This window comes from Sulfuricurvum sp. (genome assembly GCF_028712165.1).
GTDB lineage: Bacteria > Campylobacterota > Campylobacteria > Campylobacterales > Sulfurimonadaceae > Sulfuricurvum.
In genome coordinates this window covers 21,789-42,431 of the sequence record NZ_JAQTQR010000015.1, presented here as the reverse complement: position 1 = coordinate 42,431, position 20,643 = coordinate 21,789, and the positions used below count along the sequence as shown (strand labels likewise).

The following is a 20,643-nucleotide window of genomic DNA, read 5'->3' as shown; positions in this document are numbered from 1 at the left end:
GCTGGATGGCATAAGTGATTTCAGTTTCTCTCTCTAAAGCCGGAGGTGCTTCATGCACTCCGCGCTAACTGCCCTAGAAGTAGCCAACGCTTAGGACTTAAACTGCCCAAGCTGCGTATTAAGACTGGCGGCAGCATTGTAAAGCTCACCGGCAATTCTTGAGATTTGTTTGATCTCCGCTTGGTTGTTTTCAGAGAGATTGGACATTTCAGAAACTTTGCTGATGATTTCGCTGATTTTACGTGCCATGGCTTCAGCTTCCTGAACACTTTTCTGGCTTGAATCGACATTAGATCGCAACGCATTAGAGGCCGAATTTATTTTTACATCGATCTCTTCGCTTCGCTCAGCGAGACGTTCGATATTTTCGCTGTTTGAGTTCATCATGTCGGAAGAATCTGAAATCGATTGGATGACGATCGAGATGGTAGAGTTGATCTCCGTCAAACTTTTTTGGGTTCTCTCAGCGAGTTTTCGCACTTCATCGGCTACGACAGCAAATCCGCGTCCGTGTTCACCGGCACGTGCCGCTTCGATCGCGGCATTGAGTGCCAGGAGGTTGGTTTGATCGGCAATATCGGAAATGATACTGAGAACTCCGCTGACGCTGGCGGCATCACTGGAAAGTTGTGCAAAACGTTCGGAAAGATCATTGCTCATCTCGGTAGTCTTATGAATTTCACGGGTAATCGCATTGGCTATTTCACGTACATATCCCAGCTCTTTTTCGGTCGATTGGCTGTTTTCGAGGGTACTTTTTGCCATACTGACACTTTGTTCCAGTGTTACTCCGATTTCTGCAGCGGTAGAGTTGGTGTTTTGGGCAATGGTATTGGTTTTTTCCGATTGGGCAGAAAGCTTAGTCGCAGCATCATTGAGCATTTCTGTAGAAGTAACTGCTGATGAGGTGATCCGTTTGGTATCGTTGATGGTGCTTTGTATTTTTACGATAAATTGATTTAAATAATGACTCGCGATTCCGATTTCATCTTTAATATTGAGGATTGGGAGCCGTTTAGTTAAATCTCCGTTACCGTGTGCCAAATCGGAAGAGACATGATCGAGCTCCTCGATTGGACGGAGGATACTGGTTCCGGAGAAATAGTTAATCGCAACCAATAAACCGGTTAGTATACTGCCCAACAGTAAAAACCATTTGAAAAAACTTGCTTTGAGCTCATCAAAATAGTCGGCTTTATTGATTCCCGGAATAACCCACATATCCCATACCGGAATATAGCGATACGCCGCTATTTTGCTTTGTCCGGTTGTTGCGGAAACGTACTCATAAACACCGCCGGCTTTGTCGGCACGGATGTGATCGATATAATCGTGTCCCGCTTTATTTTTCCCTTCGTCTTCGGGTTTAGGATGAATGGTCATGACACCTTCAGAATTAATAAAATAGACATAACCGCTTTTCCCGATTTTTATGCTTTTGATGTCATTTTTAAACGCTTCATCTTCGTAGGCTTTTGGCTCGATTTTGGCAATAAAGTTGACATTTTTTTCCAAAGCATCGGCAACTGAATTGAGATCGTTGGTCATAATGGTTTTAATCGAACTCGTAGCAATGAAGTATGCTACAATGACACTAATAAGGATGGCACCTACGGCTGCCACCAGATTAACGATAAATTTGGCTTTGATTGTATTGAAAAGATTCATGTATATATATCCGTTCTCTGTGTGATGGCATGATTGTAGTTTTCTTTTTCTAAAGCGAAGGTAAAATATGAGATTTTCTTATTTAGAGCAGATTGCGGAGTATATGGTACGCTATAACCATATCGTCGCAGCATATCGGTATGACGATACGGGAATCCGGCTCATTTTTGATCGGGATAACAGTTGGAATTTTGATATGCAAAGGGGTAACTCGACGATTAGTATCGGTGAACCGGCTAATCGAGGGAAAGTCTATCAGGCTCCCTTTGACGTATTATTGGCTAAACGGTTTAACCGTTCAACTATTCAGTCAATAACGTTGCACAATCGTGACAAGATCATCCGGATCACAGTCAATACAAGCGGTTCATATAAATCGGAAACCACGATTTTGCAGTTTGAATTTACCGGAAAAAATACCAATGTCATTATTTTAGACAAAGATGATGTCGTATTGGAGGCATTACGCCATATTGATAAAGAGGTTTCGACGCGGTGTGTACGGGTTGGACAGGTTTTGGCTGAAATGCCTAAACCGCCGTATGAGCCCCAATATTATCCGTTGGAAGATGTACGCGAATTTTTGGTTGAAGAGTTTCGCCGTCGCAGCAGTGACAAACTCGATCGGTTAAAGCTTGAGAAAATAGCCCTTTTAAAGAAGCGACTCTCAACATTGCAAAAGCATTTGGATGGACTTGAAAGCGAATCGGTATTAATGGAGGAAGCTGAAAAGGCTCAGCATTCAGGGCATTTAGTGTTGGCCAATTTGGATGTGATAAAACCGTATGAAAAAACAGCTCTGATAAATGATTTTGACGGGACAGCGATTCACCTGGAGCTTCCTTTGGGATGCCACAGTGCTTCCGGATGTGCCGAGAGTTTTTTCAAACGATCCAAAAAGTCAAAGCAAAAAGCGATCGGATTGCATCAAGAGAGGAGTAATCTCGAAGCCAAAATCCGTCATCATGAACTCTTTATTCAGACGGTAATGGAGGCCTCGACACCGGAAGAGATCGCTTTATTGTTTCCGAGTAAAACAGGGGGGACAAAACTAAAAACCTCCGATTCGATTGCCGAATTTTGGATTGAAGGGGTAAAAGTCTCTTTAGGAAAAAGTGAAAAAGGGAATATTGAACTGCTGCGCAACGCAAAAGCGCGTGATATTTGGATGCATCTAAAAGACCGCCCCTCCGCACACGTCATTATCTCAACTGACAAGCAGCAGCTTCCTGAACGACTGCTTGAAGCAGCGGCAAAATTATGTGTTGATTTTTCGGTATTTGAAAAAGGACGCTATTTGGTCGATTATACCCCCAGAAGAGAAGTTAAAATCCAAGAAGGTGCCAATGTTCTTTATACGGACTATAAGACACTGAGCGTGGAGAAAGGATAAGGGGAATTTCATGGCAGATATCGGTCCCATCGGCGGCGCTATCTATGTCAATCAGCAAATGGCGAGCGTAGCAAGCGATAAAAATGCAATTATGAACCGTTTTGAATTGCAGACCTTGGCCGCAGCAACGGCCGCTCAAGAGCAAAAAAAAGAGATCGAAGAGGTACGCCCTGCTGAAGAGACACAAGGTGTCGATCCTGACCGGGAACACACAAAGGAACAGGCAGAACAAGAGGAGAGACGTCCTTCGCATCAGGAAGAACTAGACGAGGAACCAAAGATGCAAAAACCTCTCCACCTTTTAGATATCAAAGTTTAAGATTTTAGAGTATGATCCGCACTTATTGCAATTAAATAAATGTTATAATCGCGAAATTTTAAAACCATTAGGTTAATCAAACTATGCAAACTGCGAAAAACTCAACTCAAGAACGCATTGTAACTGCGATCTTCTTAGTCACCGGCGTCTTTGTTGTCGGATTGATTAACAATTTTTGGCTTATCTGGACAGTGCTGGGTGTTATCTATCTCCTCGCGTTTCACGAAGCGACACGTTTGTTCGGAATCAACAATAATTCGCTTTATGCGTATGCGGCGATTCTTTGGCTTGCAGCCGCACTATATCCCTACGGTGAGGATCTGTTTATCATCGCCGGACTTATTTTTGCTGCAGCGGTTGCCTACACCCAGAATATTCCGTGGAAAAATTTCTTTCCGTTTGTTTATCCGAGCGCAGGGATGCTTTTTACTCTCAGTATGTACCAAGAATACGGGATAACCTCATTGTTATGGCTTCTTGTGGTTGTTGCATCTGCGGATGTTGGTGCGTATGTTGTCGGACGCAGTATCGGTAAAACACCGTTTAGTATTTCTAGTCCGAGTAAAACGCGCGAAGGGGTATATGGCGGTATCGCCGTTGCCACAGCTGCAGGATTCTTTATCGGTATTACAATTGTCGATATGCCCCAAGCTATTATTATTTCTATGATGGCGGCTATCAGTGCCGTTTTCGGAGATTTGTTCGAGAGCTATCTCAAGCGCAGAGCCGGGGTAAAAGACAGCGGCAGTATCTTGCCGGGGCATGGCGGCGTACTTGATCGAATTGACGGCTATCTTTTCGCCTCCATTGTCATGCTGGTCTTGTTACGGGGACTTGTTTGATTCTATTAGGCTCCACCGGATCGATCGGGGTCAATGCTCTTAATATTGCAGAACAATTTCATCTATCCGTCGATACCCTCGTCGCCGGACGCAACATTACTCTTTTAAATGAACAAATCAAACGCCATAATCCTAAACGTGTCGTCGTCATGCGTGACGAAGACCGTCCTTTAGTCCATCATACGAATGTTTATGCGGGTGAATCGGCAATTTTGAACGCGATCGAAGAATCCGGATCGAATCATGTCATAAATGCATTGGTCGGTTTCGTAGGGTTTAAGCCTACATTAAAAGCATTGGAATGCGGCAAAAAAATCGCGTTGGCGAATAAAGAGTCTCTTGTAGTTGGCGGTTCGTTTGTCGATACGTCACGTATCATTCCGATTGACAGTGAACATTTCGGATTGTGGTATTTGAACCAAGGTGAACGGAAGGTTGAACGGATGGTCATTACTGCCAGCGGAGGTGCCTTTCGGGATTGGCCGTTGGAGAAATTGTCAACTGCAACGCTGCAGGATGCGCTAAAGCACCCAAACTGGTCAATGGGGCAAAAAATAACCATTGACAGTGCATCAATGGTGAATAAACTGTTTGAACTGCTCGAAGCCCGTTGGCTTTTTGGAGAAGGAGAATATGATGCACTCATTGAGACGAAATCCCTAATCCATGCGATGATCGATTATACAGACGGTTCGACGACAGCCCATTTTGCTCATGCGGACATGCGTCTTCCTATCGCGTATGCATTGATGGGAAAAGTAGATACTCCAATTGTTGAGCGAATCGATCTAACCAAAATCGGAGCTCTCGAATTTCGTCCGATTGAAAAAGAGCGTTATCCGATATGGGCAATCAAAGAAGATTTACTCCGAAACCCTGCACGTGGTGTAATCGTCAACGCGGCGAATGAAGCGGCAATCGAGCGTTTTGTCCGCGGAGAAAGCCGTTTTATCGATATCTCTGCCATGATTTTGAGTGCGTACGAACATTTTACTCAAATTCCTAAATCGATCGAAGAAATTTTTGCGATGGATGAGGAAGTACGCCGTTATGTTCGGGGATTAACATGTTAAAAGTGTTGATGCTGCACGGTTGGGGCGGGAGTGATGATCCCCATTGGCAGGCTTGGTTAGCAGGCGAAATCGCCAAAAAATACGGTACAGTCAGCTTCCCTCTTTTAGATAATCCTCACTTTCCAAGCAAGAATCGATGGATGAAACAGGTCAAAGCCCTGTTGAACGATTTTCAGCCGGACATAGTAATTTGCCACTCTCTTGCGAATATCCTTTGGTTTCATTTGTGTAATGAAGGGGAAATCAGCTCTGTTAAACGACTTTTGCTTGTAGCACCTCCCAGCTTAAACTGTAAGATTGATACTCTTAAAACTTTTTTTCCTCTAGAGGCTCCTAAGAATTTATTCGCGGATGAAGTACTTCTCGTTAGTTCTGACAATGATCCGTATATGACTCCGGATGAAGCACTGTCGCTTCAAAAAATTCTTGGTATCGATATGAAAGTGATTCATGACGGAGGACACATTAATACGGCTTCCGGATTCGGCGAATGGCCGTGGGTTAAAGAGTGGATATTCCAATGATCCTAAGTATCGAAAGCAGTTGCGATGACAGTTCGATTGCTATTACAGAAATTGCGACAAAAAAACTTGTTTATCATAAAAAGATATCTCAAGAATTAGAACATTCAGTATACGGCGGTGTTGTCCCCGAGCTTGCCAGTCGTTTACATGCCGAAGCACTACCGAAGATATTAGAAGAGTGCTCACAATGGTTTACGCAGCTTAAAGCCATAGCGGTGACTAATGAACCTGGACTGGGTGTAACACTTATAGAGGGCGTTGTGATGGCCAAGGCACTCAGTATTGCACTTTCTATCCCTATTATCCCTATCAACCATCTAAAGGGGCATATCTATTCCTTATTTATTGAGCAGGAAGCACTTTTGCCATTAACGGTTTTGCTGGTTTCAGGTGGACATACCCAGTTGATCGAAGTGAAGTCCTATGACGAAATGCAAACGGTTGCTACGACAATGGATGACAGTTATGGTGAGAGTTTTGATAAAGTGTCGAAAATGATGAACTTAGGTTATCCGGGCGGACCGTTAATTGAGAAACTAGCCGCTGAGGGTGATGCAAGCCGAGTCACTTTTACGGTTCCTTTATGGCAGTCACCTTTGATTGCATTTAGCTATTCAGGACTAAAAAATCAGGTACGCCTCGCAATCGAAGCAAACGATGCATCATCCTATCCAGATATAGCGGCAGCTTTTCAACACACGGCAACAGAGCATTTGATCCAAAAACTCAAAAAGTATTTTAAATCGCATCCTCCACGCCGTTTTGCCATTGTCGGCGGTGCAAGCGCAAATCTTTATTTACGTGAAAGTGTTACTAAAATACTCATTCCCTATAAAGCGGATTTGCTCCTTTCAGAACTAAAGTATTGTTCAGACAATGCCGCAATGATAGGGCGAGCAGCACTTGAAGCGTATAAACTTGGAGAACAGTGCGATTACCATGTGGTAGCGATCAACCCCCGTTGTAAACTGTGAAATAGCTTAAACGCAAACATCTGTTACATAATTCAGAGTTAAATTATCCGATTTAAAATATACTTCTTCATATCAATAAAAAATAAAAACAAGGAGCCAACATGGCAACTACTAAATTCAAAGGTACAGACGTAGAACTTCTCGGAAATGAAGTAAATGTTGGAGATAAAGCACCTGAAGTAACCGTTGTTAATTCAGCAGGTTTGGGTGATGTAGTAGTTGGTGGAGCGCAAGGCGTTAAACAGCTTATCATCGTTGTCCCATCACTTGACACAGGTGTATGTGCTACTGAAACACGTAACTTCAATGCAAAAGCGGCTTCACTTGAAGGTGTTAAAGCAACTATCGTATCTTTGGACTTGCCATTCGCAGCAGGGCGTTTTTGCCAAGCAGAAGGAATTGACAAATTGACAGTATGTTCAGATTTCCGTAACAAAGATTTCGCAAACGCGTACGGTGTATTACTTGGCGGTTCAGTACTTGCCGGTGTTACATGTCGTGCAATCTTCGCAGTAAATGAAGAAGGTATCGTAACTTACAAAGAGATCGTTCCTGAAATCACAGAAGAACCAAACTACGAAGCTGCATTGGCTGCCGTAAAATAATTCCTCTTTCTCTCCACTTGGAGAGAAACCTCTTTCTTTAATTTTCTTCTTTTTATTTACATATAATACTAATGAATTCACCTGTTTTGTTCAGGGTATAACTGTAACGGCCATCTAAGGTTATTGTCGCACGTATAAATTTACCATGATTGCCTACCGTAACATTGAGATACGGCGAAGCTCCCAGCTCTTTTTTTGTTATCTTAAAAATAGAAGTATTTTTAAAATCGAGAACAATACGATTTGGATTACTTAACACAAAATGTCTTATCAATGTATCAGAAGTTTTAATGGAAAGTCGTTTCCCTTTTGAATCAAATCGGATAAATCCAAAGTCGGCAGATCCAGCATTATCTAGAGTGGAATGAGGATAAGAGGCATTTTTAGTTTGAGAAACGGTAAGAGACTTATGCCAGTCAATACTTTGGTCAACCTCAATTTTGCGAGTTTCAATACTACCGTCAAGATTTTGAATCGTGAAGGTGACTTCTTTTAGAATACGTGCTTGATCAGGAAGTGAATAATTGATACTCTCTAGCTGAGGTTTGTTATCGGGGCAATTAGAGGTTATTTTCTCTTTTTTTGATTCATACGTGGCAAAAAAAGGATTGTCACGCGCTATCAACGGGGCAAGGAGTATGAGAGACAGATAAAGTGATCGTTTCATGAGTCTCCCTGATTTATTGTGAGTCGGCATCGAGCTCTTTAAGCTCAAAATATTGCTTTTGCAAAGCAGCATTTTCAACTTTGAGATGTTCAATGTCTTCGCTGAGATAGTTCTGGCGCTCTTCGAGGTCGAGTAAAACGCTCAAAGAGTTGTCACCGAAAAAGATGACACCCAGATAAATACCGACAACCAAAACGATTCCCGCAGCAAGAAGGAATTTAGCGGTAGAGAGGCCAAAGTAACGCTCGCTTAAGCTCTCTTTTTCCTCATGTAGCAGGATTTGGTCGTCTTTTTGCATCACTTAAAGAGGGCACTTCCCAAATATTCGCCATACATTACTTCGGTTTCAATCTCAAGAAGACGATTGTACTTAGCGGTACGTTCGCCGCGTGCTGTTGAACCTGTTTTGATTTCACCGCAGTTAAGTGCAACAGCAAAGTCCGCGATAAAGGCATCTTCACTTTCACCTGATCGGTGAGACATTACGCATTTATATCCATTGCGTTGTGCAAGGCGGACGGTCAGCATCGTTTCAGAAACCGATCCGATTTGGTTCGGTTTGATCAAGATTGCATTTGCAATCCCTTTTTCAATACCTTCAGCTAAAATGTTGGCATTAGTAACAAACAAATCATCACCGACAAGTTGGATTTTTGAACCTAAACGATCGGTAAGAATTTTCCATCCTGCCCAGTCGTCTTCGCTAAGACCGTCTTCGATAGAAACAATCGGGTACTTAGCACAGAGTGCTTCATAGTATCCGACAAGCTCTTCAGAGGTTACGGTTCTGTTTTCAGAATCAAGTCGATATCCGCCTTCAGTTACCAATTCAGATGCCGCAACATCAAGGGCGATAGCGATTTGTTCACCTGCTTTGTAGCCGGCTTTTGCGATTGCTTCCATGATGACTTGGATCGGTTCTTCATTTGAACTCAAATCCGGAGCGAATCCGCCCTCGTCACCGAGCGCCGTATTGGCACCGCGGTCTTTGAGGATTTTTTTGAGGTTGTGGTAAACCTCTGCCGATGCACGAAGGCCTTCCGCAAAATCGCTAAATCCGATCGGCATGATCATATATTCTTGGAAATCGACACTGTTGTCAGCATGGCTTCCGCCATTGATGATATTGAGCATCGGAACCGGAAGAACCATGGCATTTGCACCGCCAAGATAACGGTACAATGGAATACCGAGACTTTTTGCCGCAGCTCGTGCGACTGCCATTGAAACACCCAAAACGGCATTTGCTCCAAGATTGCCATAGTTTTCCGTTCCGTCGAGTTCTTTCATGACGGCATCAACCATTGCTTGGTTATAAGGGCTTAGCCCCATAATTGCTTCTGCAATTTCGGTATTGACATGTTCAACCGCTTTGAGAACCCCTTTGCCCATGTAGCGTGAATCTCCGTCGCGAAGTTCTAGGGCTTCACGTTTCCCGGTACTCGCTCCACTTGGTACGATAGCGCTTTCACGTGTTCCATCACTCAATTGTACGGTTGCTTTTACTGTAGGATTCCCGCGAGAATCCATTACTTCGATTGCACTTACTTCATCTATAAAAATCATTCGTCTACCTCACTCATTTCAGATTCATCCATTGTAATGATGCCTGTGACACCCATTGCAGATTTAATTTTTTCTTCGACTTTTCGAGCCAATTCAGGTTCGTCTTTAAATTTTTGTTTAACGTTCTCGCGTCCTTGTCCGAGTTTTGTATCTTCAAAACTGAACCATGCACCGCTTTTATCAATAATATCGAGTTTGACACCGTAATCAACGAGTTCTCCTTCTTTGGAGATACCCTCACCGAACATGATATCAAATTCTGCTTGACGAAACGGCGGTGCCACTTTATTTTTAATCACTTTTGCTTTTACTCGGTTACCGATTTGACTCTCACCTTGTTTTAACGTTGCGATTTTACGCACATCGATGCGCACAGATGCGTAGAATTTGAGTGCATTTCCTCCCGTTGTCGTCTCCGGTGAACCGTATCCCATTGTTCCGATTTTCATACGGATTTGATTGATAAAGATAATGGTACAGTTCATTTTATGCATGATACCGGTCAATTTACGCAACGCTTTTGACATCAAACGTGCCTGAACTCCCACTTGCTGGTCGTTCATTTCTCCTTCGATCTCTACTTTAGGTGTCAATGCCGCAACAGAGTCGATAACGATGAGATCTACTGCACCGCTTCGAACGATGGTTTCGACGATATCGAGGGCTTGTTCACCGTAATCAGGTTGTGATACAAGGAGATTTTCAACATCAACTCCGAGATTTTTGGCATATCCGATGTCGAGTGCGTGTTCTGCATCGATAAAGGCACAAATCCCGCCGTTTTTTTGACATTCGGCTGTAATCTGCAAGCTAAGAGTTGTTTTCCCTGAACTCTCAGGGCCATAGATTTCGATAACGCGACCTTCGGGTACTCCACCGATACCGAGTGCTAAATCCAGCCCGATAGAACCGGTACTGATCGCATTGATTGGTTCGATCTCTTTGTCGCCCAAACGCATCAACGTCCCTTTCCCGAAGGTTTTGTCGATTTGTTTCATTGCGAGTTCAAGCGATTTGAGTTTGTTTGGATCCATCATGTGGTGCTCTCCTGAGACTAAAGTGTTTTAAAATTGCGTCATAATATGACAAATTGAAATATATTCTAAAAATATGACAAAATGAAATATTAATAATTCACATTCTGGAATAGAGATATTTTAGCGTTATTTGGTTAAAATTTAATTGATACAGATATGTGAACAGGATTTTCAGTGAAAAAAATGGTGATAGCCCACTCTCCCGATGCAGATGACATATTTATGTATTATGCAATCAAGTTTGGTTGGGTAGGAGAGAACAATATCCAGTTTGAAAATATTGCATTGGATATTGAAACACTTAATGTCGAAGCGCTTAACGGAACATACGATATCAGTGCAATAAGTTTTGGACTTTACCCCCATATCCGAAACGATTATGCGTTGTTGCGAACGGCAGTCAGTTTCGGACAAGGGTACGGTCCTAAATTGATTCGAAAAAAAGATACGGTGTTAAAAAAACGGTTCAAAGTTGCACTCAGCGGTAAATACACCACGAATGCATTGCTGTTTCGTATAGCCTATCCGGATGCCAAAATAGTCTATATGAATTTTTTAGAGATTGAACAAGCGGTTTTGGACGGCAGTGTTGATGCGGGTGTACTGATCCATGAATCCATCTTAGGATATGACGAATCACTTGAGGTTGAGCGGGAACTTTGGGATGTATGGTGTGAACTCTCCGGCGGCGAGCTTCCTCTTCCCCTCGGTGGAATGGCGATCCGCCGCTCATTGCCGCTTACTTCTGCCATTATGTATGAAAACCTTTTGACCAAAGCGGTACAGATTGCGAGAGATCATAAAACGAATCTCTCTAAAATGCTGATGGAACGTTCTTTGGTCCGTATCGATGCACCGACATTGGAAAAATATTTAGAGTTGTATGCGAACGATGAATCGATTACTTTGAATGAAACTCAATACAAAGCAATTGAGCTTTTGTTTGAGTTGGGATACAAACATGGCTTTTTTGATGCTCAAATTAATCCAAAAGACTTTATGATTCCTCTTGAATATACTGAATTGAGGAATAGTTAAAATGAGTGCGGTGTACTGCACGCGGGCTCTCCGCCTAGGAGAACTTAGCGTTAGCATGAGAACTGTCATCAACGTGAGAAACCTCACGTTGATAGGTTCGGAACCAGAGGCGAAGGGCGTGCCCAGCCATCGGCTTGTCGGGACGAGTTCCGACGACGTAAGGAAATCAAGATGCTGCAAGAAGATTTGATCGGTCTTGGTATCGAGACATTTAAAATTGCGTTGATTTTGGCGCTCCCGGCGCTGCTTGTCGGGATGTTCTTGGGATTAGCCGTGAGTATTTTTCAAGCAACGACCCAGATCAATGAGATGACGCTGAGTTTTATTCCCAAAGTAATCGGTATTGTTATCGTTATTATTCTAACGATGCCGTGGATGATGAATGAAATGCAGGATTTCACTATCCGTATGTTTAATATGATCCCAACCTTTACACAATGAACACCAAAACTATTGATTTCTCCAAGTTTAGTTCCATTCGAATCGGCCCCGCTGTCGAGGTAGCATTAATCGAAAATGATATTGTCCCCGAAGGGCATTTGATCGTAGGTGCTGCCAATAATATTCTCGTTTCCCCTACACCGCCGCCATTGATGATCCTCTCCAAAGATTATGATTTTATCCACCTTGAAGAAGACGGGCTTCATGTAGGTGCTGCGACTCCAGGTGGACGTGTAGTTTCGTTTTGCAAAAAACATAATATTGCCCACTTCGAATATCTCTCGAAACTCCCCGGAACTCTTGGCGGAATGCTCAAAATGAATGCAGGGCTGAAAGAATACGAAATTTTTAACCATCTTATCGCCATTCGTACGCAAAGCGGTTGGAAACAAAAAGATGAGATTGAATACGGCTATCGTAAAACATCAATAAATGAAGTGGTTTTCGAAGCCATATTCGAAGCGCAAAAAGGGTATTCGGTTGATCAGTACGATATGTTTGCACAGATGCGTTCGAATCAGCCGAGTGACCCGAGTGCGGGAAGCTGTTTTAAAAATCCTCCGAATGATTATGCGGGACGGCTTATTGAAGCGGTCGGATTAAAAGGAAAGCGCGTCGGGGCAATGGCTTTTAGTGACGTACATGCTAATTTTCTCGTCAATACCGGCGGAGGAACCTATGCAGATGCTTTGAGTCTTATAGAAGAAGCCAAAAAGCGTGTAAAAGCACAGTTCAATATTGATCTTCAATGCGAAGTTGTTATTATCGATACTAAAAAATGACGAAAAAATAATCTTTTGTATTGACTTTCATCGTCATAGTTGGTAAAATGACGATGAAATTAAACATTGCAAAGGATTTAAGCATACAATGACCGTCAGTTATATCCGTCCCGATAAAGATTTCGATGGTGTTTATGAGCAGCTTAAATTGATTAACGGTTATGCCGATCAAAAAGAGATTGTGATCCAGGAAGAGTTAGTGGATCAAACTTCTCAGAATAAACGGATAGCCGATCGGCATGAAGTAGTTCGATTTTTTCGTTCGCTCAATGGAGATACATTAATCATTTACGATACATGGACATTAAGCAGCTATATCGAGGATTTGGTTCAAATGTTTAGCTGTCTTCTTAAAAATGACAATACCATACATTTTGTCAAACCGGGTGTGGTAATCGACCGCAAAAGTGATACAATGGTCGTTTTAGGTCTTATTGATCAATTACGTCAGGTCCTTCAGGATGAGTCCAAAAAAGGGATCGGAAGACCAAAAGGATCTAAATCGTCATCAAAATTCGATATGTATTTAGAACAGATTATCGATTTATTGAAGAAACGAAAAAGTGTGAGCGAGATTGCACGGGTGTTAGGAGTGAGCCGAAGCTCACTGAAAGACTATATTGAATCACGTGAACTTAAAGAGGTTGTAAGCGGTGTAATTGGCATCGGAGATGATGTTGATGCGGAAGCAATGGTTATCGGTACGATTCGATGCCCGAATATTGAAATTAATTCGAAGGAAACAGTGTTATGAGTGAAGTAGTAAGTCCGAAAGGAAAAGAGTATCTGTCAGGGTGGACACCGTGGCGAATTAGACGTTATTGGTTTTACGGACTGATTACGATTTTTGCCTTGGTAGTTCCTTGGATAAGAGTGGGAGGTAATCATCTCTTTTTGCTGAGCTTTGATAAACTCAAACTCCATTTGATGTTTATTCAGTTTGATATGCAAGAACTTTATCTGATGCCGTTTTTGCTGATGATCCTCTTTATCGGTATTTTTGGTATTACTGTTTTGGGCGGACGGGTATTTTGCGGATGGATGTGTCCACAGACTATTTTCCGTGTCGTTTACCGTGATCTTATTGAAACAAAACTCTTAGGTCTTCGAAAACGGATCAAAAACAAACAGCAAGAGCCGGATTACTCTAAATTTGAGAATAAAATTAAACGCTTAGTCGGTATTTTGTTATGGACAGGGTTGGCGTTTATTGCGGCAGCGGATTTAATGTGGTACTTTGTTCCTCCGGAAGATTTCTTGGCATATATCCAAAATCCGATGGATCATACGGTACTCATAGGGTCGATTCTTGGAATCGTGGCCTTTTTGGTCTATGACGTTATTTTCTTACAAGAGAATTTCTGTGTCTATGTATGTCCTTATTCTCGTATTCAATCGGTATTGTATGATGAAGATACGGTAATGGCTATTTATAATCCAAATCGCGGTGGTGACATTTATGACGAGAATAAAGAAAAAATATTCACGAAACAAAAAGATCTTCTTGCCGTAAATACTAATGCAGAGTGTACTACCTGTGAGAGTTGTGTGACGGTTTGTCCGACCCATATCGATATTCGTAAAGGGCTTCAACTTGAGTGTATCAACTGTTTGGAATGTGTTGATGCGTGTACTGAAGTAATGGGTAAACTCGGAAAACCGAGTCTTGTTGAATGGTCAAGTGAAAAAGAGACGCTCTTTATGAAAGGGAAAACCCATTATTTCCGCCCGAAAATTATAGGATATATGGCAATCTTAATTATTGTCAGTGTTATTTTGGGGATGATGGGAAGTAAGAAAGAGTATATGCTCCTTAATATCAACAAAGAAAACCGTTTGTATTCAATCAATAAAACAGACGATGGGAAAGTTCGTGTTGATAATGCATACACATTCTTGGTTCAAAATACTCTAAATGAAGATCATGATTATTATTTTGATGTTATTGCACCTGAGGGAATGGAAGGTAAAATCAAAATCGGTGAACCTGAAAAACCGTTCAAAGTGAAACCGGGTATTGTTAAGAAAAAAGTAGTTGTGCTTTATACCGATGAGATGTTAGTAAAAGATGATCGTAAAGATACGGTTATACCGATTACCATACGTGCGTATGCAACGGATGCAAAAGATAAAGTTGTTGTCACACGACAATCGACCTTTACCTTCCCTCGTGAAGATTTGGTGGAAGAGGCAGAGAAAAATTAAGGAGGGGATTAATCCTCTCCTGTTTTAGAGGGAGAAGATATGATTACTTCTCTTCTCCCTCTTCACTACCTTCTTTTTCCTCTTTCCCGAATGTTTTTTCCAAACCGCTGATTAGCTCTTGTTTCTCTGTACTGCTGAGTCTGGCTTCAGGGTGCGTAGGTAGGAAAAACCATGGCGGCATATCACCTTCGCGTACCTCTTTTGCGGCATCTTTGCCTTCATTTTTCTTTTGAATTCCCCACATTGAGACATTGAAATGTTCACGGCCTTCATCCACATCACGAGCTAGGAGCCATGATACAGGGGCTACATTGCTGTACCAAGGGTATTTTGTTTCATTGGAGTGGCAGGCGGCACAAGCGCGGTTAAAAAGCTCTTGCGTTCTCGGAGAATCCCATTGTGGTTCACTCATAACGGGAGGATTGGTATGATCTTTGCCATACGGAATAAACTGTATCCCTACAGCGACTGCTATTGCAGCGATGGCAATGGTTTTAGCCTTCATATAAAAGTCCTTTTAACATATAGTAATAGAATAATAATATATAAACACAAAAGAAATGTTAATAGAAAAAGAACAGCTTGGTTTTAATGAAGAAATGGGGACTCATCTTAAAGCGCAAGATGAGTGGAGAGAGCGTTTATTTAAACAAGTACGGCTTCACGCTTGCCTTCTTCGAGGTGACCGATAATATAGCCGTCCGTAGATGCAAGAACATCCTCAACATCCGCTTCTTTAACTACGAGGATCATTCCGACCCCCATATTAAATGCACGGAACATTTCTGAGCGTTCGACGTGTTGTCCGATGAGCTCAAAAATCGGTAATACACGGATAGAAGATTCGGTGATTACAGCACGCAAACCTTCCGGTAAAACGCGAGGGAAGTTTTCGACGATTCCGCCGCCGGTGATGTGTGCTAATGCTTGGATTTTATCTTTGAGTGCTTTAAAGGTTTTAACATAGATACGTGTCGGAGTTAAAAGCGTTTCAATCAGAGGTTTTCCTTCGAAATCATCTTCAAACTTCATCCCTATTTTTTCAAATAACACTTTACGTGCCAAAGAGAACCCGTTAGAGTGGAGCCCTGAACTCGGAAGCGCGATCAGAATATCACCTGCAGCTACTTTATTACTGCGGTCAAGTTCGCTTTTTTCACCGATACCGACGGCGAATCCTGCCAAATCGTAATCATCGGAGTGATACATTCCCGGCATTTCTGCCGTTTCACCGCCGATGAGGGCACATTCAGCCTGACGGCATCCTTCTGCGATTCCGCTTACTACTGCTGTTGCAGCGGCAACATCAAGCTTGCCGGTTGCATAGTAATCAAGAAAGAAAGAGGGAGTTCCAAAGTTACAGATAAGGTCGTTCACGCACATTGCGACCAAATCGATACCGACTGTGTTGTGAATACCTGAGTCGATAGCAAGTTTAAGCTTAGTACCTACACCGTCTGTTGCGGCAAGCATAACCGGTTCGCGGTAGCCCGTAGGAAGCTCAAATGCCCCTGCGAAAGATCCTATTCCGCCGAGAACACCGGGGATTGCCGTTGATTTGACAAGAGGTTTGATATTTTCGACAAAACTGTTACCCGCATCAATATCGACACCGGCATCTTTATAGCTGATTTGGCTCATGGGATTCCTCACCTTAAATAGTGAGGAGATTATAACGAAAGAGTGGTTAGGGGAAATTTAGGGAATTAATCTTTTTGGGGACATTTTCCGAAAACTTTTTTAAATACCCATAATGATGGACAAAAATCAAAGAGTGCCCACACGACAACCATCACAATTACAAGAGTTTGTATAATCATTGCGTACAACATTTGATTATTCGCAAAAAGAAGCATGGCCGCGGTTAAGACGATTGCCATCAAAAAGCGTTGAATTTTTTCAGCACACATTATAACTCCGTGATATATAGGATTAATTTTGGTAAAATTATATCAAAACGGAATACCAGAAGCTTTAATGTTAAAAGATAGCTGGAATATTCAAACCCTTTTAATCTCAGCGTGTTACAATCGCTCAAAAATTCCGTAAAGAAGAGATAACGCAACTCATGAAAACATTTATTTATCCCGAAATGATGGTACACGTCCCTATGTGTACGCATAAAAATCCTTCTTCCGTTTTGTTAGCAACGGAGAATAGTGATTTGTTCAAAGATGAGCTTGGCCGTTATCGCGATATTCATTTAGCAGTTGTTGATAGCAGTAATGCACTCGAGTCGTTACGAAACGTAGCAGATAAAAGTCTCGATGTCGTTATGTTAGATGTCATTAGCAATGACAGTGCCGTATATGCCCACGTAAACCGTATTTTAAAAGATGATGCGCTGATGGTTTTAAAACATCCCGATTTGGATGATGTGAGTGCGAACACAAAACTAATGCAGATTTTAGGGAATTATTTTAAAATCATTATGCCGTATCACCTCGAAGACGGTTCTACGCTCTTGCTTTGTTCAAAAGAGTACCATCCGACGGCGGATTTGATTTTACAACGCAGTGATCTGCTCGAAGGGCATCAATACTATAATTGTGATATTCATGTTGCAGCGTTTGCAATGCCGCAATATGTTCGCAAAAACTATTTGGGAATCATCCGTAACTAATGGCTTTTAAGTACGCTATCGCATTAACCGGAGGGATCGCTACTGGGAAAAGTACTGTTGCTTCATTATTGAAGTTAAATGGAATCCGTGGAATTAATGCAGATTCGATTAGTCATCAAATTTTGGATGAGAACAGTGCATGGGTTATTGAACGATTTGGTACAAATTTTGTAAAAAATGGTAAAGTTGATCGCCCTGCACTAGGGAAAATAGTATTTTCAAACTCTGCAGTAAAAAAAGAGCTTGAATCCTTTTTACATCCGAAAATTCGTGCCAAGATCGAAGAAGAAAGTGAAAAACAAGATCGTCTTGGTTATCCGTATTTGGTGGAAATCCCTCTTTTTTTCGAAACATCATCCTATCCGATACAAAACTCCATTGTTGTTTATGCTCCAAAAACACTTCAACTGGAGCGCTTTATGAAACGTGATAGTCTTTCTGAAGAAGAATCCTTGAATCGTATTGAAAGTCAAATGGACATAGAGGAGAAAAAAGCCCGTGCCACATGGGTGATCGATAATTCCTCTAATTTAAAACACCTTCAGAAAGAGTGTGAACATTTTGTTGAAACGATTAAAGCACTCTATCCCGCTCCTAAGGTATAATTGCATTAATTATTAATCCCAAAGGATTACCATGCTACAAATTGCCAAATACTGTGCGAGCGGTAATGATTTTGTTATCTTTCATGCTTTTCATGGAGCAGATCGCTCCGGACTTGCCCGAACTCTCTGTGACCGTCAAAACGGTATCGGAGCAGATGGGTTAATTATCATTCTTCCGCATGAACAGCATGATTTTGAATGGGAATTTTATAACGCCGACGGTTCCACTGCCTCGATGTGCGGAAACGGAAGCCGTGCATGCGCCCATTATGCATACCGTTTCGGATTGGCAGGCGAGAATATGGAGTTCTTGACGGGTGCAGGTGTGATAAAAGCCGCCGTTGAGGGAGATATGGTTCAAAGCGATTTGACTCCGCCGCTCGTTATCAATGATGCTATCACAGAGTATGAGATGACGTGGTGGCTTCTCGATACGGGTGTTCCTCATCTCGTAACATTTGATGCCAGAATGGATCATTTTGATATAGCGATGGCGAGAGAGCTTCGACATAAATACAATGCAAATGTCAATATTGCCCATGTAGAGAGCAATGGCTCGATTCGTGTTCGTACCTATGAACGTGGTGTAGAAGATGAGACATTAGCGTGTGGAACAGGTATGGCGGCGTGTTTCTATCGTGCTTCTATTGAGGGTATGGTCTCGGATAATGCGCGTGTGTATCCTAAAAGTGGAGAGACGCTATATCTTGGACTTGATGAGGGGACGATAACATTTAAAGGGGAAGTCAAAGGGACATTTGAGACCCTTTGGCGATTATAATCCCGCTCTTTCCATAATCTGTGCCTGAGCATCGGCGATCAACGGCTCAATAATATCATCCATCAATCCCCCCTGCATAATCTCATCGAGACGGTAGAGGGTAAGGGTGATTCGGTGATCCGAGATACGGTTTTGCGGGTAGTTGTAGGTTCGGATACGACCTGAGCGATCCCCCGTTCCCACTTGTTCTTTACGCTCATTCATCTCTTTTTCTTTTGCTTCTTGAATCTGCATCTCATACAGGCGGGCTTTGAGAATTTTCATCGCTTTGTCTTTATTCTTATGCTGTGATTTCTCATCTTGGTTATTGACAACGATACCGCTTGGGATATGGGTAATACGAACTGCGGAGTCGGTGGTATTGACACTTTGCCCTCCGCATCCGCTTGAGCGCATAACGTCAATTTTGAGATCACTTTCATTGATATTGATCTCAACATCATCGACTTCCGGCATAACGGCAACGGTAATGGCCGAGGTATGAACACGCCCTTGCGACTCAGTAGCAGGAACACGCTGTACTCGGTGGGTTCCCGCTTCGTATTTGAGTCGTGAGTAAACCTGCTCACCTTTGATTAGGGCAATAATCTCTTTATATCCGCCCGCATCAGAGGGGCTGGAGCTCATCAACTCAATTTTCCATCCTTTAACATCCGCATAGCGGACATAGGCGTTAAACAAATCTCCGACAAAAATAGCCGCTTCATCTCCTCCGGTTCCTGCACGCAATTCAATATAAATATTGCGTTTATCGTTCGGATCGGCAGGAATAAGGAGTTTTTTGATCTCTTCTTCGAGCGGTGCAACCATCGGTTCAAGACTGCGAAGTTCTTCTTTCGCAAGTTCACCGAGTTCAGCATCAAACGCAAGCGATTTGTTTTCTTCGATATCATCAAGGAGTTTTTTGTACTCGGTTGCCTTGGTTACAATGGCTTGAATAGCAGATTGTTCTTTGGAAAGATCTGTCATCCTTTTGATGTCATTACCAATATCGGGTGAACTTAGAAGTTCGGTCAATTCGTTGTAACGGTTGATAAAAGGGGTGAGTTTGTCGGATAACATAAGCGTGGTCCTAAAAGAGGCGTTTTGAGAAAATTTAGAAGAGAAAAGCTACCCCAGAGGGGTCAGGCTTAGGCTGCGATTGCGTTAACAGCGAGGTGAAGACGACTTACTTTACGAGCAGCAGTCTCTTTTTTCAAGACACCTTTGCTAACATATTTGTGTAAGTTTGCGTTAGCAATGACAAGAGCAGCTTTCGCTTCTTCTTTGTTTCCTGCATCTACTGCAGTACGAACTGCTTTAACAATGTTTTTAATACGTGTGCGATAGAATCGGTTGCGTTCAGTACGCTTTTCCGTCTGACGGATACGTTTCAATGCTGACTTATGGTTTGCCATGGCATTTATCCTTGTCGAATTTTTTTTAGGGTAGAATACTACCTTAAAGATAATTAAAATTAAGTTAAATTTTATAGAGTGTAATAGAATTACGATTATTTTA

At 42.3% G+C, this 20,643-nt stretch carries 25 protein-coding genes; 15 read left to right on the top strand and 10 right to left on the bottom strand.

Features of this window, described 5'->3' with window-relative positions:
* Positions 1-90: 90 nt before the first annotated feature.
* A complete protein-coding gene (locus tag PHP90_RS04265) occupies positions 91-1,668 on the bottom strand; it encodes a methyl-accepting chemotaxis protein (RefSeq protein ID WP_299925729.1) in 1,578 nt (525 codons plus the stop codon).
* Positions 1,669-1,735: 67 nt separating this feature from the next.
* Between PHP90_RS04265 and PHP90_RS04260 the strand changes: the two genes are divergently transcribed.
* The 7 genes from PHP90_RS04260 (at position 1,736) to tpx (ending at position 7,398) form a co-directional block, all read left to right on the top strand.
* Entirely contained in the window at positions 1,736-3,061 is a 1,326-nt protein-coding gene (locus tag PHP90_RS04260) for an NFACT family protein (RefSeq protein WP_299925726.1), read from the top strand.
* A 10-nt stretch (positions 3,062-3,071) separates the two neighbouring features.
* The gene (locus PHP90_RS04255) at positions 3,072-3,380 is read left to right on the top strand and encodes a hypothetical protein (RefSeq protein WP_299925723.1); all 309 of its coding nucleotides are present in this window, start codon (positions 3,072-3,074) and stop codon (positions 3,378-3,380) included.
* A gap of 83 nt (positions 3,381-3,463) precedes the next feature.
* On the top strand, positions 3,464-4,222 hold the full coding sequence (locus tag PHP90_RS04250; protein ID WP_299925720.1) for a phosphatidate cytidylyltransferase: 759 nt from the start codon (positions 3,464-3,466) through the stop codon (positions 4,220-4,222).
* Entirely contained in the window at positions 4,219-5,295 is a 1,077-nt protein-coding gene (gene dxr, locus PHP90_RS04245) for a 1-deoxy-D-xylulose-5-phosphate reductoisomerase (RefSeq protein WP_299925718.1), read from the top strand. The genes PHP90_RS04250 and dxr overlap by 4 nt, the downstream gene beginning before the upstream one ends.
* On the top strand, positions 5,289-5,819 hold the full coding sequence (locus PHP90_RS04240) for an alpha/beta hydrolase (protein WP_299925715.1): 531 nt from the start codon (positions 5,289-5,291) through the stop codon (positions 5,817-5,819). Before dxr ends, PHP90_RS04240 begins: the two co-directional genes overlap by 7 nt.
* Entirely contained in the window at positions 5,816-6,793 is a 978-nt protein-coding gene (gene tsaD, locus PHP90_RS04235) for a tRNA (adenosine(37)-N6)-threonylcarbamoyltransferase complex transferase subunit TsaD (protein ID WP_299925712.1), read from the top strand. The genes PHP90_RS04240 and tsaD overlap by 4 nt, the downstream gene beginning before the upstream one ends.
* Positions 6,794-6,894: 101 nt before the next feature.
* Positions 6,895-7,398 carry a thiol peroxidase gene (gene tpx, locus PHP90_RS04230; RefSeq protein ID WP_299925710.1) on the top strand — a complete coding sequence of 168 codons (504 nt, stop codon included), beginning with the start codon at positions 6,895-6,897 and terminating at the stop codon, positions 7,396-7,398.
* A gap of 52 nt (positions 7,399-7,450) precedes the next feature.
* Here tpx and PHP90_RS04225 read toward each other — a convergent pair whose 3' ends face one another.
* The 4 genes from PHP90_RS04225 to recA are packed head-to-tail and all read right to left on the bottom strand — an operon-like array spanning position 7,451 to position 10,665.
* Positions 7,451-8,065, bottom strand: a complete 615-nt coding sequence (locus PHP90_RS04225) for an AMIN domain-containing protein (RefSeq protein ID WP_299925707.1) — start codon at positions 8,063-8,065, stop codon at positions 7,451-7,453.
* Between the two features lie 13 nt (positions 8,066-8,078).
* Positions 8,079-8,363 (bottom strand): hypothetical protein, encoded by a 285-nt coding sequence (locus PHP90_RS04220; protein WP_299925704.1) that lies wholly within the window; start codon positions 8,361-8,363, stop codon positions 8,079-8,081.
* Positions 8,363-9,631, bottom strand: coding sequence for a phosphopyruvate hydratase (eno, locus tag PHP90_RS04215; RefSeq protein WP_299925701.1), 1,269 nt, complete (start codon positions 9,629-9,631; stop codon positions 8,363-8,365). The genes PHP90_RS04220 and eno overlap by 1 nt, the downstream gene beginning before the upstream one ends.
* Complete coding sequence (recA, locus tag PHP90_RS04210) at positions 9,628-10,665, bottom strand: recombinase RecA (RefSeq protein ID WP_299925737.1); 1,038 nt, start codon at positions 10,663-10,665, stop codon at positions 9,628-9,630. The genes eno and recA overlap by 4 nt, the downstream gene beginning before the upstream one ends.
* A 177-nt stretch (positions 10,666-10,842) precedes the next feature.
* Between recA and PHP90_RS04205 the strand changes: the two genes are divergently transcribed.
* The 5 genes from PHP90_RS04205 to ccoG all read left to right on the top strand — a co-directional run bounded on the left by PHP90_RS04205 (position 10,843) and on the right by ccoG (position 15,134).
* The gene (locus PHP90_RS04205; RefSeq protein WP_299925698.1) at positions 10,843-11,706 is read left to right on the top strand and encodes a menaquinone biosynthesis family protein; all 864 of its coding nucleotides are present in this window, start codon (positions 10,843-10,845) and stop codon (positions 11,704-11,706) included.
* Positions 11,707-11,880: 174 nt separating this feature from the next.
* Complete coding sequence (fliQ, locus tag PHP90_RS04200; protein WP_299925735.1) at positions 11,881-12,147, top strand: flagellar biosynthesis protein FliQ; 267 nt, start codon at positions 11,881-11,883, stop codon at positions 12,145-12,147.
* Positions 12,144-12,929 carry a UDP-N-acetylmuramate dehydrogenase gene (locus PHP90_RS04195; RefSeq protein WP_299925695.1) on the top strand — a complete coding sequence of 262 codons (786 nt, stop codon included), beginning with the start codon at positions 12,144-12,146 and terminating at the stop codon, positions 12,927-12,929. Before fliQ ends, PHP90_RS04195 begins: the two co-directional genes overlap by 4 nt.
* 88 nt (positions 12,930-13,017) lie before the next feature.
* Positions 13,018-13,683, top strand: coding sequence for a hypothetical protein (locus tag PHP90_RS04190; protein ID WP_299925692.1), 666 nt, complete (start codon positions 13,018-13,020; stop codon positions 13,681-13,683).
* Positions 13,680-15,134 (top strand): cytochrome c oxidase accessory protein CcoG, encoded by a 1,455-nt coding sequence (gene ccoG / locus PHP90_RS04185; protein WP_299925689.1) that lies wholly within the window; start codon positions 13,680-13,682, stop codon positions 15,132-15,134. Before PHP90_RS04190 ends, ccoG begins: the two co-directional genes overlap by 4 nt.
* Before the next feature lie 43 nt (positions 15,135-15,177).
* Here ccoG and PHP90_RS04180 read toward each other — a convergent pair whose 3' ends face one another.
* The 3 genes from PHP90_RS04180 to PHP90_RS04170 all read right to left on the bottom strand — a co-directional run bounded on the left by PHP90_RS04180 (position 15,178) and on the right by PHP90_RS04170 (position 17,044).
* Complete coding sequence (locus PHP90_RS04180) at positions 15,178-15,639, bottom strand: heme-binding domain-containing protein (RefSeq protein WP_299925686.1); 462 nt, start codon at positions 15,637-15,639, stop codon at positions 15,178-15,180.
* Between the two features lie 140 nt (positions 15,640-15,779).
* Positions 15,780-16,775 carry a phosphoribosylformylglycinamidine cyclo-ligase gene (purM, locus tag PHP90_RS04175; RefSeq protein ID WP_299925683.1) on the bottom strand — a complete coding sequence of 332 codons (996 nt, stop codon included), beginning with the start codon at positions 16,773-16,775 and terminating at the stop codon, positions 15,780-15,782.
* A gap of 65 nt (positions 16,776-16,840) precedes the next feature.
* Positions 16,841-17,044, bottom strand: coding sequence for a phosphoribosylaminoimidazole synthetase (locus tag PHP90_RS04170; RefSeq protein ID WP_299925680.1), 204 nt, complete (start codon positions 17,042-17,044; stop codon positions 16,841-16,843).
* Between the two features lie 158 nt (positions 17,045-17,202).
* On the opposite strand from PHP90_RS04170, the gene PHP90_RS04165 reads away from it, so the two are divergent.
* Genes PHP90_RS04165 through dapF form a run of 3 tightly spaced genes read left to right on the top strand, consistent with a single transcriptional unit; the run spans position 17,203 to position 19,143 of the window.
* Positions 17,203-17,757, top strand: a complete 555-nt coding sequence (locus PHP90_RS04165) for a spermidine synthase (protein WP_299925677.1) — start codon at positions 17,203-17,205, stop codon at positions 17,755-17,757.
* The gene (gene coaE / locus PHP90_RS04160) at positions 17,757-18,362 is read left to right on the top strand and encodes a dephospho-CoA kinase (protein WP_299925675.1); all 606 of its coding nucleotides are present in this window, start codon (positions 17,757-17,759) and stop codon (positions 18,360-18,362) included. Before PHP90_RS04165 ends, coaE begins: the two co-directional genes overlap by 1 nt.
* Before the next feature lie 31 nt (positions 18,363-18,393).
* Positions 18,394-19,143, top strand: a complete 750-nt coding sequence (dapF, locus tag PHP90_RS04155; RefSeq protein WP_299925672.1) for a diaminopimelate epimerase — start codon at positions 18,394-18,396, stop codon at positions 19,141-19,143.
* Here dapF and prfA read toward each other — a convergent pair.
* Positions 19,138-20,205 (bottom strand): peptide chain release factor 1, encoded by a 1,068-nt coding sequence (prfA, locus tag PHP90_RS04150; RefSeq protein ID WP_299925669.1) that lies wholly within the window; start codon positions 20,203-20,205, stop codon positions 19,138-19,140. The two genes, dapF and prfA, sit on opposite strands and share 6 nt — an antisense overlap.
* Before the next feature lie 68 nt (positions 20,206-20,273).
* A complete protein-coding gene (gene rpsT, locus PHP90_RS04145; RefSeq protein WP_015652533.1) occupies positions 20,274-20,540 on the bottom strand; it encodes a 30S ribosomal protein S20 in 267 nt (88 codons plus the stop codon).
* Between the last annotated feature and the right edge of the window lie 103 nt (positions 20,541-20,643).

What these genes read in the sequence shown, in the direction of transcription:
- PHP90_RS04265 (WP_299925729.1), bottom strand. Translation starts at nt 1,668, where the DNA reads ATGAATCTTTTCAATACAATCAAAGCCAAATTTATCGTTAATCTGGTG.
- PHP90_RS04260 (WP_299925726.1), top strand. Translation starts at nt 1,736, where the DNA reads ATGAGATTTTCTTATTTAGAGCAGATTGCGGAGTATATGGTACGCTAT.
- PHP90_RS04255 (WP_299925723.1), top strand. Translation starts at nt 3,072, where the DNA reads ATGGCAGATATCGGTCCCATCGGCGGCGCTATCTATGTCAATCAGCAA.
- PHP90_RS04250 (WP_299925720.1), top strand. Translation starts at nt 3,464, where the DNA reads ATGCAAACTGCGAAAAACTCAACTCAAGAACGCATTGTAACTGCGATC.
- PHP90_RS04240 (WP_299925715.1), top strand. Translation starts at nt 5,289, where the DNA reads ATGTTAAAAGTGTTGATGCTGCACGGTTGGGGCGGGAGTGATGATCCC.
- tsaD (WP_299925712.1), top strand. Translation starts at nt 5,816, where the DNA reads ATGATCCTAAGTATCGAAAGCAGTTGCGATGACAGTTCGATTGCTATT.
- tpx (WP_299925710.1), top strand. Translation starts at nt 6,895, where the DNA reads ATGGCAACTACTAAATTCAAAGGTACAGACGTAGAACTTCTCGGAAAT.
- PHP90_RS04225 (WP_299925707.1), bottom strand. Translation starts at nt 8,065, where the DNA reads ATGAAACGATCACTTTATCTGTCTCTCATACTCCTTGCCCCGTTGATA.
- PHP90_RS04220 (WP_299925704.1), bottom strand. Translation starts at nt 8,363, where the DNA reads ATGCAAAAAGACGACCAAATCCTGCTACATGAGGAAAAAGAGAGCTTA.
- eno (WP_299925701.1), bottom strand. Translation starts at nt 9,631, where the DNA reads ATGATTTTTATAGATGAAGTAAGTGCAATCGAAGTAATGGATTCTCGC.
- recA (WP_299925737.1), bottom strand. Translation starts at nt 10,665, where the DNA reads ATGGATCCAAACAAACTCAAATCGCTTGAACTCGCAATGAAACAAATC.
- PHP90_RS04195 (WP_299925695.1), top strand. Translation starts at nt 12,144, where the DNA reads ATGAACACCAAAACTATTGATTTCTCCAAGTTTAGTTCCATTCGAATC.
- PHP90_RS04190 (WP_299925692.1), top strand. Translation starts at nt 13,018, where the DNA reads ATGACCGTCAGTTATATCCGTCCCGATAAAGATTTCGATGGTGTTTAT.
- ccoG (WP_299925689.1), top strand. Translation starts at nt 13,680, where the DNA reads ATGAGTGAAGTAGTAAGTCCGAAAGGAAAAGAGTATCTGTCAGGGTGG.
- PHP90_RS04180 (WP_299925686.1), bottom strand. Translation starts at nt 15,639, where the DNA reads ATGAAGGCTAAAACCATTGCCATCGCTGCAATAGCAGTCGCTGTAGGG.
- purM (WP_299925683.1), bottom strand. Translation starts at nt 16,775, where the DNA reads ATGAGCCAAATCAGCTATAAAGATGCCGGTGTCGATATTGATGCGGGT.
- PHP90_RS04170 (WP_299925680.1), bottom strand. Translation starts at nt 17,044, where the DNA reads ATGTGTGCTGAAAAAATTCAACGCTTTTTGATGGCAATCGTCTTAACC.
- PHP90_RS04165 (WP_299925677.1), top strand. Translation starts at nt 17,203, where the DNA reads ATGAAAACATTTATTTATCCCGAAATGATGGTACACGTCCCTATGTGT.
- coaE (WP_299925675.1), top strand. Translation starts at nt 17,757, where the DNA reads ATGGCTTTTAAGTACGCTATCGCATTAACCGGAGGGATCGCTACTGGG.
- dapF (WP_299925672.1), top strand. Translation starts at nt 18,394, where the DNA reads ATGCTACAAATTGCCAAATACTGTGCGAGCGGTAATGATTTTGTTATC.
- prfA (WP_299925669.1), bottom strand. Translation starts at nt 20,205, where the DNA reads ATGTTATCCGACAAACTCACCCCTTTTATCAACCGTTACAACGAATTG.
- rpsT (WP_015652533.1), bottom strand. Translation starts at nt 20,540, where the DNA reads ATGGCAAACCATAAGTCAGCATTGAAACGTATCCGTCAGACGGAAAAG.